Origin of the sequence: Micromonospora sp. CPCC 205554 (assembly GCF_036902745.1) — a bacterium.
In the GTDB taxonomy this organism is placed as follows: Bacteria; Actinomycetota; Actinomycetes; order Mycobacteriales; family Micromonosporaceae; genus Micromonospora; species Micromonospora tulbaghiae.
This window is the reverse complement of sequence record NZ_JBAKHP010000003.1, coordinates 43,364-57,371: the sequence shown is the minus strand read 5'-3', so window position 1 is coordinate 57,371 and position 14,008 is coordinate 43,364. Positions and strand designations below refer to the sequence as shown.

The following is a 14,008-nucleotide window of genomic DNA, read 5'->3' as shown; positions in this document are numbered from 1 at the left end:
TCGAAGTTACACCGTGACGTCGTGCGAGCACAAAGTGTTGAATAGCGTTCGGCAAGCGTTACCCAGCCTCAACGGGTGCGGGCCGAGTGCCAATTTAGCGAGGGCAGGATAGGCCCCATGCGACGGCTCTGACTCCAGGTGGGGCGGTGCCGCTCGTAAAGTAGTGCACGCCGAACGTCAGCCCATCCACAGCCGGGCACCGGCACCGAGGAGGTCAGACTTGCGGCGTTTGTAGTCGGGCATAGCCCGTTCCACCGTCGCCCAGAACGTGGGCGTGTGCTGTGGGTGCGCCACGTGCGCGAGCTCGTGTACTAGCACGTAGTCGATCAGTGACGGTGGTAGTTGCAGTGTTGCCCAGTGGATGTTGAGTCGGCCGTTGGCGCTTAGGGATCCCCATCGGTAGCCGAGGTCACGCACGTCCAGTCCAGTCGGGACCAGCCCCATCCGGTCGGTCCACCGACGGATCCGAGTGGGCAGCCAGTGCCGGCCCCGGGCGCGGTACCAGCGGACCAGATGTGCGCCTGGGTCTGGGCCGGCCGCCGCCGATCGGGGTAGAAGCAGCCGGCCGCGTTCCATCCGCACCTCGTCGGCGTCGGTGACGAGCAGGCGGTGGCTGCGGCCCAGGTAGGCGAATCCTTCCCCGCTGACGAACTCTTTCGCTGGGCGGGCCGATAGCAGCAGGTCCTTCTCGGCCAGCTTGCGGTAGACCCACATCCGTTTGGAGTACGCCCACGCGGCCAACGCGTCCGGCGGGCACCCAGTAGGGGTTTGCAGGTACAGCGATCCGTCCCGATTTACGGTGATGCCAACGGTGGCGCGTCGCGGCGATTCGCGGACCGCGAAGTGTAGGTCCCCGATGAGCATCGTGTCGGGCAGCGCCTCGGCCACGCTCATGACGACACCAGCCGGTGGTGGTTGTGCATGGCCAGCTCCAGCAGCCGGTCGGCGAGCGGCCGTAGCATGGCGTACTTGAATAGGTCGCTGCCGTCCTCCAGCCGACTGTCGTCCAGTCGCGCGATGACCGCCCGTCGAAGCTGTTCGCGCTTGTGTGGGTTGTCCCAGAAGCCGACCAGGCGAATGTCCTCACGGATGAGGTGTACGACGTCGATGGTGGCCTGTCGCAGCGGTCCAGTGGTCTCGGGGGAGACTGGCCGGCCATGTTCGGCCAGCGCTTCGGCGATGAGGTCATGGAACGGCGCCTCGGTACGCGGGTCGAGCCCCTCGGCATGCTTGGTCCGCCCGGCGGTCACCACCGGCAGGAAGTCGGCTAGCGCCAGCGCAAGCTGCTCCCACTGATCCCGCAGCTCGGTGAGGATCTGCTCCAGATGTTCGGAAAGCCGCTGGTAGTGGGCCGGGTCGCTGTCCATGTGCTCGCTGATGTGGTGCCGGATGGCGTGCTCCATCTCCGACGCCTTCGCGCGCGGGCTGGTCAGCCCGCTGACCTTCTCGGCGTAGTCGGCGGCCGTGATGGAGATCGGCGGGATCTTCTGCTCGATGCCCAAGGCATGGACGTGCGCGTCGATCAACGCGCGGACCTTCTCCCCGTACACGCGGACGTCGAACAGGGTGTGGTCGCGGTAGCGGCGGCGGGCCAGGTGCGCAATAGCGCCGAATGCCTTGCCGTCGGCCACGTACCGCAGCGCCTTCTCCGACGGCAACACGATCTCCAGGCTGCGGGTGAACATCTTGAGCGCAGCCTCGAACCTCGCCCGCAGCCGCTCGTCGGCCAACGCCTCCACGCAGGTATCCTGGGCATCGACGGTGCTGAGGTCCCGAATGCCACCGAAGAGCTGCCGGACGGCGGCGTGTGCGGCGGCCAGGCGCGGCACCTCGTCGTCGAGGCTGCTCAGCGCGCCCTCGATGTCGTCCGGGGCGTACGCCTCCAGCGCCTGCGCCAGATGCTGGGCGACGCCGTAGTAGTCCACCACGTAACCGACGCTCTTGCCGGGCGCGGTGCGGTTGACCCGGGCGATGGCCTGGAGCAGGTCGGCCTCGCGAACCGCCTTGTCCAGGTAGAGCACCTGCTCCCGGGGCGCGTCGAACCCGGTCAGCAGCATCGCGTTGACGATCAGCATGGCGACCGGGCTGGCCTGCTCGGCGGGCACGCCAGGCATCGGCAGCTTTTTGGCCTTGAAGTCCTCGACGACCTGTTCGTAGCCGCTGGTCCAGGCGGCCAGGTCTGCCGGGTCGTTCTGCCGGCCGGAGATCACTGGGACGAAGTCCAGGGCGGCGATGACGTCCCGGTACCGCCAGGCCCGCACCAGCGTGGCCCGCTTCGCCGGCAGCCGGTCGACCCGTGCCAGCGCCTCGGGCTCCCGCCACACCAGGTCCAGGGCGTCCAGCTCGGCCACCAACTCGTCGCGGGCGGCCAGTAGCGCGTTACGGTAGCGCACGGTGGCCCGCCGGCTGCTGGCCACCACCTGAGCCTTGAACCCGTTGGGCAGCACCACGTCCACGTAGTGGCGCAGCATGTTACGCGCCTTGGCGGCGATGAGCTGCTCGGCCTCGTTGACGTGCGCCTTGGTGGCGTACCGCTGCTTAAGCTGCTCGGTCTGCTCAGGGCTGAGCCCGTACAAGTCGATGAACTCGTCGATGTCGTCGGCGTCGGCAACCCCACCGCGGGTGGTGCGGCCCTCGTACACGATCGGCACGGTGGCGCCGTCGGCTTCCGACTGGCGGATGTCGTACCGGTCGAGGTAGGCACCGAAGATCGCGTGCGTTTTCTTTTTTGCACCCATGATGATCGGTGTGCCGGTGAAGCCGACTCGAGCAGCGTTGGGAAGGGCCGTGCGCAGCGCGGCATGCAGCGCGCTGGCGTGCGACCGGTGCGCCTCGTCCACCAGCACCAGCACCTCAGGTGACGGGTCGAGCTCGCCGATGGTCTTCAACGCCGCGTCGTCGTTCTTGCGCGCCTCCGGATTCCGGTACTTCTGGATCATCACGAAGAGCAGCGCCTTGCCCGGCATGGCGAGGAACTGCTTGGCTTTCGCGACGCTCTTGGCCGTGTGCACCGTCTCGCCGGTAAGCTCGGCCGTGCCCGCGAGCTGCTTTTGCAGGTCGCGTCGGTCGGTGATCACGACCACCTTGAACCCCACAAGCGCCGGATGCGAGCGCATCGCCCGCACCAGGAACACCATGGTCAAGCTCTTGCCGGAGCCCTGGGTATGCCAGATGATCCCGCCACGCCGATCATGCGCACCGTCCTGCGCCCGGGTCGGCCCGCTAACCAGCCGATCGATGGTCGCCCGCACTGCCCGGTACTGCTGATACCGTGCCACCACCTTGATCTTCTGGTCCTCTGGCTGCATGAACAACGTAAAGTGCCGCACCAGGTCCAGCAGCCGGGCCGGGTGCAGCATCCCCGCGGCCAAACGCTGCTGCGACGACAACCGCGTTACGCCGAGGTCGTCTTGGACGTCTTCTTCGGGTGCGGGGGCAGTTGTCTTCCACTCCACGTAGTGCTCGGCAAGTGAGGTGAGCGTGCCCACCCGGGCCTCGTGGAAGGAGGTGGCAACGACAAACTGGTTGGTGTGGAACAGCCGCTCGCTTCCCTCGGGCTCGACCGAGCCACGCTGATTGGCGTATCGGCGTAGCTGCTCAATCGCCGCGTTGATCGGAGCCGGCAGGGTCGGGGACTTGGCCTCCACCACAACCAGAGGGATGCCGTTGACGAACAGCACCGCGTCCGGATAGATCGGGGCACGTCCACCGGGCGGATTGACCCGGAACTGGTTGACCACCAGGAACTCGTTACGGGCCAGCGGATCGGTACTGGTCCAATCGATGAAGTGGACCGTACGGTCCCGGCCGCCATCCCAGCCCGGAATCCCCTCGACGGTGACGCCGCGTAACAGCTTCTCGGTCAGTTCCTCGTTGATCTCCAGCAAGGAATTGGCCTGAGGCCGGGTGAGCTGAGAGATCGCCTGGCTGATTCGCCTGTCATCGAGCCACGCGCGGCCGTCGTCATTTAGGTTGATCCGCAGCAGCGCGGCGCGGAGCCGGTTGATCAGCAGCACGTCCCGAAAGCTCTCCCGCCCCGTGACGTTGGGCGGGTCCGCCTTGCTGCCCTCGATGTGCTGCCAGCCCATCCGGATGAGCTGCTTAAGCAACGGTTGCTCGACCCGTTCGTACTCCGACCCCGAGCCCACCCCGCTACGCCCTTTCTGCCGGAACCCGAACACGTCCTGTCAACAGATCCTCCATTAGCCCTTGCTTGAGTTGTTCGAGCTTAGCCAGCTCAGCACGAGCTTGAGTCACAGGAGGGTCGCTGGCCGCAATCTGACGACATATCGCCTCCTGCTGTTCCAGTGAGTGCGGGAACTCGATTCGCACCTTCTTGAGATTAGTTGGATTGATGTTCACCTGGTGCACGCCAGGCGTGGCAAACCGCCGCATCTCGATTTGAACCTCGTCCAGGTTCAACCACAGCATGAGATACTCGGGTAGTATCTTTCGCTCATCCTGAACAAGCCTCACCAAATAGGAGGCGAAGGTAGTTGTTCCTGAGGCACCTCGCCAGATCGAAGTGCGCCCGACGTGATCGAGACTGTTGGTTCGATTGAACAGCACATCTTTGTAATTCAAGAACAGCCTTCGTGGCACGGGAAACACGGTGTACTTTAGGTCGGCGGTGTCGACTTCGCCACCCTTGAGATTATTCATCCGAAGGACTGGCACTCCGGCTCCATACCCAAGGGGTGAGGAGATGCCGTATTCGGCTCGAACGAGCACGTCCCCGATTCTTGCAGAACTACGATTCGCATCTGGCAGACCATTCCCTAGCAGCAGTTGGCGCCGGAGGGCGAAGCTAACAGTCGAAGCCTTCCCAACTAGCCGCTCAGTTGAGCGGATCGCCTCGTCCACCGAGTCTAATATCTCTGCAATTCTCCGCTGTTCAGGCAGGGAGGGAAGAGGCACATTGATAAGGCCGAACTCTCGCCTTGATATCTCCAGGAAAGTAGTGCCCGATGCGCGGCGCACCATCTCCGGTTTGAGAATTTTGAAGAGGTGGTAGAAGAAGTGGGGGTCGCAGCCGCCACGGAAGACGATGGACTTGAATCCTTGATTCGTGCTGAGGGGAACACCCGCAAGAGCTACTGACCCTATTGTCGCCCTCGTGGTAACAATAAGGCTATCGACCGGCACTACCCGTGCAGCGGAAGCAGCGCATCCTTGGCTGGTTATCCGATCACGGGTCGAACGCAGGTACTTGTCGCCATGACCCGTCAGTTCGCCTGGTGTCACCCATGGGATACTTCCGTTCCAATAGGCAGGTACGTAGCGAGACGGGGTTCCGCCGGACTCGATTCGAGTCGCGATCTTGTTTAGAGAGGAGACTGTCCACCCGTCGGGACGTCCGCTGAGTAGGTGTTCGTGCGTGTTAAGCATGGCCCAACTCCCGGAGGTAAGTGGTGAGCTGGGCGGCAGCGGCGTCGCGCCGGCCTTCGATATCGGCGAGTGACACTGCGTACTTGTCCCACCAATTCTCAAGCGCAGCGATAACCATGCGACGGTGGTTGCAAGTGTAACGGTCCAGGTGGGCGGTCAGGTGCTGACGCCAGATGCCCAGCACGAGGTCTTGTTCCTCTTGGTCAGTGAGGGCTGATCGAGCCTTGTCCATTCGAGCGATGAGCGCGGCCTCAAGCTCCCGCTGCCGCCGCTTGATCTTGGCAAGTTGGGCTTTGATCCGCTTCAACTCAGCCGGACCGATCTCCGGTTCGGCACCTGTCTCGTCGTCCTCTTCATCTCCGTCCCGACTTGAGGTGGCTATGGCGATCTGGGACTCCAACGACGCTCGCTCCGCCTCGACGCCATTGAGCTCTTCGAGATACTCGGGGATCAGCCGCAGCGGAAGCGGGTGATGGTACGGGGCGTCGGAGCCGAGTGCGGCCTCGATGGTGACCATCCAGCCGTCAATGACGCCACCGAACCCGTGAGTGGCAAGGGTTCGTAGGTTGTATTGGTTGTCGTCCCACCAACGCACAATCACCCCAGCGATCTGGAACCGGTCGAGTAGCCCTACCGGCAACAACGCGTCGATGAAGGACTCGATCAGCTCGGTGCGGGCTGCCATCAGCCGCTGTGTCGCCGGCAGCTCGATGACCAGCTTGCGGTGCTCGTCCCACCAGTCGTCCTGGGCGGCGGCCAGCGAGGACTCACGGGCGCGAACCCCGGCATGGTTCGTAACCAGTGCGGCGAGCGTGGCGCGGTCGACGGCTGGGGCAAAGTCGAAGTAGCTGTCGTCCCGGTCTGCGAACACGGCATCAGTGGTGAAGCCGTGCGCGGCGAAGAGGTCCGTTTTGTCGGCAACCTCGGCCTTCGGCACGCCGCCGTGCAGGTGGGCGCGCACGTCGTGCGGCTCGGGTGGCGGGGCGTTGTCGGCATACCTGCGGATGTTCAGATTGTCGTCGTTGTCTCGCAACTCCGCGCGGGTCACCACCCGGGCGTAGCCCGGGATGTTCGTGAACGCCTCATACGCGTACACGATTTTCTCGATGTGCTCGGGCAGCAGGTAGTTCTGGGCGCGGCCAGCGGCGTATTCGTGGTCGGCGTTGATGAACAGCACCTGGCCGGCCCGCTCTGGTGGCTTGGACCCGGGCGCGCGGAGCACCAACACGCAGGCGGGGATACCCGTCCCGTAGAAAAGGTTGGGGGCTAGACCGATGACGGCTTCGATGACGTCGTCGTTAAGAAGGTTAGTGCGGATGTCACGCTCGGCGCCACTGCGGAACAGCACGCCGTGCGGCATGACGGTGGCCGCAATGCCATTGGCTTTGAGCATGGCGATCATGTGCTGGACGAACATCAGATCGGCCTTCTTACCACCTTCGGGTGCCCAGCCCCAGCGGAACCGGCTGCTGTAGCGCATGCCGTCCGTGGAATAGTTCTGCGAGAACGGTGGGTTGGACAGCACCCGGTCGAATAGGTCGAGCTGGCCGCCGTGTGCGTGACGAGGGTTGGCCAGGGTGTCGTCGTTCTCGATCTTTGCGTCGGGGATGCCGTGTAACAGCAGGTTGATCTTCGAGATCGACCAGACGCTGCCGGCGTCCTCCTGCCCGGCCAGCAGTAGGTTGCGCGGGTTGCCGCCGTGCTCCTCGACGTACTCCTTGGCGTGGATCAGCATTCCGCCAGAGCCCGAGCACGGGTCGTACACGCTCATGCCCTCGGCCGGCTTGACCAAGCGGACCATCATCCGAACCACCGCCCGGGGGGTGTAAAACTCACCGCCCTTCTTGCCGGCCGAATCCGCGAACTCCTTGATCAGATACTCGTACGCAGCGCCTAGCAGGTCCGGAAACTCGAAGTCCTCGGTGCGCAGGCGGTACTTGCTGAAGTGCGCGATTAGATCCCGCAGCTTCTTGTCCGGTATACGCGAGTTCCCGACCTGCTGGTTGAAGTTGATGTGCTGAAGAACCGCTTCCAGTGAATCGGGGTTAGCCTCCTCCAAGGCAGACAATGCCTTGTTGATGCCGCTACCGACATCGTCGTGCAGCCGCCGAAGACGGTCCCAGCGCGCAATCTTCGGGACGAAGAAGGCGTCCCGGTACGACTCCGGCTGCTCGGCGCGGTGCTCGGCTTCCTGTGGGCCGCGATCGGCGTAGCGGGCCAGGACCCGTTCCCGCTCGGCGTCGAACATGTCCGACGCCCGCTTGAGGAACAGCATCCCGAAGATGTACTCCTTGAACTCCGAGGCGTCCATCTTGCCCCGCAGGATGTCCGCCGCCGCGAACAGATGCCGCTCCAACTGCGGCAACGTCAACTTCCGCACCCGCTCCACCCTCTACGCTCGCCCATCGTCGTGCAACCGCCAAGCCTAGGCCCGCGCAGTCCGCCGCTCGTAGGCGGATCACTGTGTCGCGGATGCTTTTAGACTGCCGATCGTGACCGGGTGTGACGCTCCAGCAACCCAAGGGCCGCCTGATGCGGGGTGCGCGGTGGGTCATGATGGCGGAGGAGTTCGCATTGGGTCTAATGCACATAAAACGACCGATAGGGTGCGAGCGATCTCGCAGAGCGAAGTTACTCTGCTGCGAGGCTGGGCGTTTGGTCTGCGCTACCGTTCTGCTCGTTGGTAGCTCGTTCGGGCGGTAGGTCTAAGGCTTCGAGAAGCCGCTCGGCGTAGGTCTCGGCAGCCTGGCGCACCCACGCGGGTCGGATGAAGAAGAGCCAGGCGGCGGCGAGGCTCAAGTGCAGTCCGCCGACCACTACGAGCGGGCTCGTCAGCCCGTCGCGCAAATAGATGACAGCGTCGGCCGCAGCTGAGGCCGTGAGCACGACGAGCGCGAGCGGTTTGATGCCAAGCAGGTTGCGGGCGAAGCCGTAGGCGGCGTTTTCGTGATCAATGAGGGGAAACTGGCCAGGTCGCGAACGCACATGGGTGATCAGGCAGCGGGTTGCTGCGATGTAGGCTTCATCTGCCTTTTGAGGGTTGGCGGCTTCTTGCCGACGGGTGGGTAGCGGAGCGCCGAACAGCGCTTCCAAGGCTTGTCGACGCCGTTGCAACATGACGCTGTTCTGAGCCTCGCGGAATCGGAGCAGCTTGGTCGTGGGCATGCCGTCCCACTTCACAATCAAGCGCTGCTGCGCGCGTTGGCCGAGTACGCGCACGATGTTGCTGGCTAGGAACAATGTTCCTGCGCTCAACAAGATCGGGCTCAGCGCTACGAGCGGTTTGTTGTTCGTGAGTAGCGCCGAGATCAGCGCGATGGGTAGCACGGCGAGCATCGCTGGATAGATGCGAGCCCGCCGGCTGTAGGAGTCAAAGCCGCTGACCGCCTCACTAAGCTTCATCGTCGTCCTCGACCAGCGCCGGGAGTGGCTGCAAGGTGCCCCATCCCGGACGCGTCAGTGTTCCCGAGTTATGGCAGATGGCTTTTCCCTCGGTGGCTCCCACGAAGCAACCTCGACGCGTCAGGGCGTTGACCACCTTCGGTGAGGGATGCTTCGGAGCCGCCTTGGCGGAGCTGATGAAGGCGATCGTCGAGGGCGCGTGCGGCGAGTTGGGCATGCCGAGGATGCGGTTCAGGAGGGTGGGCCCCAGGTTGCGCTTGCTCCCGTGGTGCGGCGCCTGCATGAAGGACAGCGGGAAAGCCGCGAACGACCCGTATGTGCTCTCGTACTGATCGGCGGCGGCCGTCATGGCGGGGATGCCGGCGTCGCCGGTGAACAACATCCGTTGTCCGTCCAGGGTCAGCAACGTGATCACCGAGGAGTTGTTCCGGTGGCTGGTCTCGCCGTCATCGGTCAGCGTCTCCACCGGCAGCCAGTCGACTGCTCGTTCGAGGAGGTTGACCCCTCGCTGCCACCAGCCCCTGGCGGACGTCGCCGACGCGGCCAAGTGCTTGGCTTCCCACAACTGCTGCGCCAGCAGGCTCTCGTAGTAGCTGGTCGTCGGCCCGAGCACCGTCAGCTGACCACCGAACCGCGACTCTCCGGTGAAGGGCTCGCTCACCGCCACGTTCCGGGCTTTGGCCCTGTCCAGGAGTTCGTCCAGGGCCTCGAGATTGCTGAAGTCGGACACGTCACGGGCATGTGCGCGGGGCTGGTGGACCATCAGCTCCCGCACCTCGAGGGCGTCCACGACGCCTGCCAGTCCATTCAGGTGGTCCGCATCGGGATGCGTGGAGATCATCAGGTCCACCACGTTCGTACCGTAGTACTCCCTGATGTGGCTGACCAGTGAGTCGGCGGTGTCCTTGAAGCCGCCGTCGATCACCACAACGGCTTGCCGCTGCTCGGCGTGCACCGTGAAATTGATCGCGATGGCGTCGCCGCTCTTGCCGCCGTCCTGGTCCCGGTTCTCCACCGGCAGAAAGTCCACCTCGAACATCGTTCTCTCAACCCCCCGAGAGGTGTCGTACACATGATCGAACTTTGCCGAACTGTACGCCTCGACCCTCATGGACGTCGGCCATTGTGAGAGACATCTTCTGCTCGTCACCTGCTAGACCTGTTGCTCGTTGACTATTGAGGCGGGATCTGTTGGCTTCTTGCGCTACTTGACTACGGTGAAGAGCCAGTCCGCCCGCGGTCTGGACACGTTGCGCGGCCTCCTGTCACCCATGCACTCACCGAGCGAGAAGGGGCAACGATGAACGGAGACCAGCTGCGCGAGGCGCTTCGCGACGAGATGCTCAGCGTCACCACGCCACCGCACCTGAACGCCGAGGGCATGCTGCGCTCCGCCCGGCGGGCCCGCACCAGGCGCCGAGCCGTCCGGGCCTGCGCCGGATCGGCGACTGCCGTACTCGCGGTCGCGGGCGTCGCGGGTGTCGTGGCGCTCTCCACCCCGGACGGCGGCGACCGGCGCCCACCGGCCGCGCTGCCCCAGGCCGCCCCGCCACCGTCGTCGGACGGCAGCGCCGAGCCGATGCCCACCGGACCCGACGGTCTGCCGCAGCAGGACCGCACCGCACGGGCGGGTTACCGGTCCGACCAGGCCGTCCTGCTGCTCGACCGGCTCGTCACAGTGGTGCCCGCCGGCTACACCGCCGAGAAGACCGTCTCCAGCGAGACCGGGAAGGAGACACTGGGGATGCACGAGGCGAACTTCGGCGGACGGGCCGGCGGCATCGAGCTGTGGAGCTACCTGGCCTCGGTCGACGTGACGAAGGGGACGTGGCGGGGACGCCTGCTCACCGAGGTGCACACCGCAGGCAACCTGCTGCCGACCGAACCGTGTGCCCTGGCGCGTGAGTTCTGGGGCATGGGGGGCGAGTGCCAGCCGATGACCGTCGGCGACGCGACGGTGGGTGTGGTGGTCCGGCCCGGCTCGGACAACCGGTTCGACCAGTGGGCCGCCTACCGGCATCCCGACGGCGTGGTGGTGTTCGTCGCGCAGGGCACGTACGACAGGCAGGCGCCCGCGGCCCCGCTGCCGTTCACCGCGCGCCAACTGGCGGCACTCGCGGTCGACGAGCGGCTGCACCTTCGGTAGTCCCGCCGCGGTGCGCGCCTGAACTACTCTCGCCGCCGTGGACACTGTGGAGATCGACGCGCCGGTCGTCGGCGTGACCGTCTACCCGGACCGCGCCCGGGTCACCCGCCGCGGCCGCGTCCGGCTGACCGCCGGCGACCACCGGGTACGCGTCGCCCCGCTCCCGCTGGGCCTGCGCCGGGACTCGATCCGGGTGGGCGGCCGGGGCGCGGTGACGGTACTCGGGGTGGACGTGGCCGCGTGGCGGCAGGCCCGCAGCACCGACGCCCAGGTGGTCGAGCTGGAACGGCGACGCCGGGAACTCGCCGACGAGCTGGCCGAGGTCGGCGACACCGACGCGGTCGAGGAACAGCGCGGCGAGTTCCTCGCCCGGCTGGCCGAGCGCGCGGGTGGCACGTACGCCCGGGCGCTGGCCGCCGGCGACGCGGCACCGGCCGACGTCGCGGCCTTCACCGACTCGGTGTCCGGTCAGCTCGCCGAGTCCCGGACCCGGCGGCGCGGGCTGGCCCGGCGGCGCACCGAGCTGGCCGAGGACCTGGCCGCCGTCGACCGGGAGCTGGACGCGGCGCGCGGCAAGCGGGAGCCGGACCGGCTGGCCGCCGAGGTGTCCGTCTCGGTGGACGCCGACGACACCGAGGTGGAGCTGGAGCTGACGTACCTGGTGGACGGCGCCCGCTGGACGCCCTCCTACGACCTGCGGCTGGTCGAGGACACCATGACCGTCACCTGGTTCGGGCTGGTCAGCCAGGGCACCGGCGAGGACTGGCCGGAGTGCGAACTCCAGCTCTCCACCGCCCGGCCGGCGGCGGCGAGCGGCGTACCCGAATTGTCGCCCTGGTATCTCGACCGCCTCCGGCCGGAGCCGCCGACGGCCGTGTCGGCCGCGTCGTTCGCCGGCATGGTGCCGCCCCCGGCGCCCGGCGCGACGCCGGCGGGCCGCCCCCGCGCGGCGCGGGCCGCGGCACCGGCGGTGCGGGAGAGCGTCGCCGAGGTGGAGCAGGGCGTGACGGCGGCGACCTACCGGCCCGCCCGGCCGGTGGCGGTGCCCGCCGACGGCAGCGCGCACCGGGTCACCATCGCGGTGCTGGAGCTGCCGGCCCGGCTGGACCACGTGAGCGTGCCGGTGCGCGCCGCCGAGGCGCACCTGCGGGCCACGGTCCGCAACACGTCGGACCACACCCTGCTGCCCGGCCCGGCGTCGGTCTTCCACGGCGCCGACTTCGTGGCGGCGACGCGACTGAAGACCTGGGCGCCGGGCGAGGAGACGGAGCTGGCGCTCGGGATCGACGACCGGGTGCGGGTGGAGCGGAAGCTGTCCCGGCGCACCGAGAGCAAGGCCACGCTGGGGTCGACGCGGCGGCGGGAGGTGGAGTACCGGATCACTGTCGCGAACCACACGCCCCGCCCGGCCACCGTCGAGGTGCGGGACCAGCTACCGGTGTCCCGGGACGAGGCGGTGGTGGTACGCGAGACCGCGCTGACGCCGCCACCGGCCGAGCGGACGGAGCTGGGTGAGCTGACCTGGCGGCTGTCGCTGGCACCGGGTGAGAGCGGCGAGATCGCCCTGGGCTTCCGGGTGGAGCTGGCGAAGGGCGTCGAGCTGACCGGCTGGCGGGAATGACACGACAGGGCCGCTCCCGCGACGTGCGGAAGCGGCCCCGTGTCGGGTGCCTCAGACGCGGCGGCGGCCGTAGAGGCCGGCGAAGACGGCGACACCGATGGCGGCGAAGCCGACCTGGAGCGCCAGCTCGATCCAGTCGATGCCGGGGGTGTCGTCGACGCCGAACGCGCCGGCCACCAGGGTGCCGACGAACGCGGCGACCACACCGATGAGCAGGGTCAGCCAGATCGGGATGTTCTGCTTGCCCGGCACCACCAGGCGCCCGAGCGCGCCGATGACGAGGCCGATGATGAGCGCGGTGAAGAAGCCCGTGATCTCCACGAGAGGCGTCCCTTCCCTCGGATGTGTTGACGCCTCGCTGGTTGCCCCAATCAACCACTCGGCCAAACCCGGGAGCTGCTTTCGTCACGGAACTGTCATGACCGTCCCTGATCAGTGGTCCGAGGGCTGGCGGCGGCGCGGCGCGCCGGGGGGCTCCTCCCGGTCGATGCGCAGTTCCCGCTCCAGCTCGGCGATCACCATCCGCAGGTCGTCCAGGCGCTGACTGATCGCGATCCGGTCCACCTCGTCCGGTATCCCGTCCCCGTCGGAGTCGTAGTCCGGGGCCAGCCCTTCGGTCATCTCCAGCCGCCGCGCCTCCTCCATCGAGTTGACGATGACGGCGATGAGGATGTTCAGCAGGAGATTGACCGCGATCATCACGAAGCTGACGTAGTAGAGCAGCGTCCAGGGCGACACCTCTAGACCCTGTTCGAGCAGGTCCGGCAGCGTCTCCAGGGACAGCAGCACGAACAGCGTGACGAGCGAGCGGCCGATGTCGCCGTACTGCTCGGGGTAGCGGTCCCCGAAGATCAGCCAGCCCGCCATGCCGTACACGTAGAGCGTGACGGCGGCGAGCGCGAGGAAACCCGCGACGCCGGGCAGGCTGCGCCACAGCGCCGCGACGATGGTCCGCAGGCCGGGTGAGAAGCGCACCAGGCGCAGCACCCGGGCGACCCGGATGAATCGCAGCACCGCGGAGTCGCCGTGCAGGCCCGGGATGAATATGGCCGCTGTGACCAGCAGGTCGAAGACGTTCCAGCCGTGCCGGAAGAAGTCCTGCGGGCGGCGGCCGTACGCGAGCACCCGGATGGTGATCTCCACGACGAAGACCGCCCGGAACATCCACTCCGTCCACCGCAGCACCGGCCCGGCAGCGCCGAGGTCCCGGTACGTCTCGATACCCAGCACCACACCGTTGGCCATGATGAGCACCACGATGGCCACCTCGAACGGCCGGGACGCGACGAGTCGTGCACAGTGGCCGGCCAGCCCGCGCTTTCCGGTGGCGGTCCGGCGCCCGCCGCGCGGTGCCGGAACCGTGTCGCCGATCAGCGCTCCCCTCCGGCACACGAGAGCCGGACGACGCGCGGACGACAGGGGGTAGCCACCCGGACACTTTAGTGGATCAC

General features: G+C 66.7%; 10 protein-coding genes. 2 read left to right on the top strand and 8 right to left on the bottom strand.

All coding sequences use genetic code 11. The features are described 5' to 3' along the window. Positions 1-177: 177 nt before the first annotated feature. The 6 genes from V6U82_RS06070 to V6U82_RS06045 all read right to left on the bottom strand — a co-directional run bounded on the left by V6U82_RS06070 (position 178) and on the right by V6U82_RS06045 (position 9,829). Entirely contained in the window at positions 178-894 is a 717-nt protein-coding gene (locus V6U82_RS06070; RefSeq protein WP_334459745.1) for a M48 family metallopeptidase, read from the bottom strand. Further along, positions 891-4,181 carry a type I restriction endonuclease subunit R gene (locus V6U82_RS06065; RefSeq protein WP_334459744.1) on the bottom strand — a complete coding sequence of 1,097 codons (3,291 nt, stop codon included), beginning with the start codon at positions 4,179-4,181 and terminating at the stop codon, positions 891-893. The genes V6U82_RS06070 and V6U82_RS06065 overlap by 4 nt, the downstream gene beginning before the upstream one ends. Next, positions 4,153-5,388: a restriction endonuclease subunit S gene (locus V6U82_RS06060; RefSeq protein ID WP_334459743.1), complete on the bottom strand. Its 1,236-nt coding sequence runs from the start codon at positions 5,386-5,388 to the stop codon at positions 4,153-4,155. Before V6U82_RS06060 ends, V6U82_RS06065 begins: the two co-directional genes overlap by 29 nt. Next, entirely contained in the window at positions 5,381-7,768 is a 2,388-nt protein-coding gene (locus V6U82_RS06055) for a type I restriction-modification system subunit M (RefSeq protein WP_334459742.1), read from the bottom strand. The genes V6U82_RS06060 and V6U82_RS06055 overlap by 8 nt, the downstream gene beginning before the upstream one ends. A gap of 251 nt (positions 7,769-8,019) precedes the next feature. Beyond that, positions 8,020-8,790: a hypothetical protein gene (locus V6U82_RS06050; RefSeq protein WP_334459740.1), complete on the bottom strand. Its 771-nt coding sequence runs from the start codon at positions 8,788-8,790 to the stop codon at positions 8,020-8,022. Further along, positions 8,780-9,829: a ComEC/Rec2 family competence protein gene (locus V6U82_RS06045; RefSeq protein WP_334459738.1), complete on the bottom strand. Its 1,050-nt coding sequence runs from the start codon at positions 9,827-9,829 to the stop codon at positions 8,780-8,782. Before V6U82_RS06045 ends, V6U82_RS06050 begins: the two co-directional genes overlap by 11 nt. Before the next feature lie 261 nt (positions 9,830-10,090). Between V6U82_RS06045 and V6U82_RS06040 the strand changes: the two genes are divergently transcribed. After that, positions 10,091-10,936: a hypothetical protein gene (locus V6U82_RS06040; protein ID WP_334459736.1), complete on the top strand. Its 846-nt coding sequence runs from the start codon at positions 10,091-10,093 to the stop codon at positions 10,934-10,936. A 37-nt stretch (positions 10,937-10,973) separates the two neighbouring features. Then, a complete protein-coding gene (locus V6U82_RS06035) occupies positions 10,974-12,557 on the top strand; it encodes a DUF4139 domain-containing protein (RefSeq protein WP_334459735.1) in 1,584 nt (527 codons plus the stop codon). A gap of 51 nt (positions 12,558-12,608) precedes the next feature. Here V6U82_RS06035 and V6U82_RS06030 read toward each other — a convergent pair whose 3' ends face one another. Next, entirely contained in the window at positions 12,609-12,878 is a 270-nt protein-coding gene (locus V6U82_RS06030; RefSeq protein WP_073825816.1) for a GlsB/YeaQ/YmgE family stress response membrane protein, read from the bottom strand. A gap of 111 nt (positions 12,879-12,989) precedes the next feature. Continuing rightward, positions 12,990-13,949, bottom strand: coding sequence for an ion transporter (locus tag V6U82_RS06025; RefSeq protein WP_128138509.1), 960 nt, complete (start codon positions 13,947-13,949; stop codon positions 12,990-12,992). Positions 13,950-14,008: the final 59 nt, after the last annotated feature.

Coding starts and splice junctions, on each gene's coding strand:
- V6U82_RS06045 (WP_334459738.1), bottom strand. CDS start 9,829: ATGTTCGAGGTGGACTTTCTGCCGGTGGAGAACCGGGACCAGGACGGC.
- V6U82_RS06040 (WP_334459736.1), top strand. CDS start 10,091: ATGAACGGAGACCAGCTGCGCGAGGCGCTTCGCGACGAGATGCTCAGC.
- V6U82_RS06070 (WP_334459745.1), bottom strand. CDS start 894: ATGAGCGTGGCCGAGGCGCTGCCCGACACGATGCTCATCGGGGACCTA.
- V6U82_RS06050 (WP_334459740.1), bottom strand. CDS start 8,790: ATGAAGCTTAGTGAGGCGGTCAGCGGCTTTGACTCCTACAGCCGGCGG.
- V6U82_RS06060 (WP_334459743.1), bottom strand. CDS start 5,388: ATGCTTAACACGCACGAACACCTACTCAGCGGACGTCCCGACGGGTGG.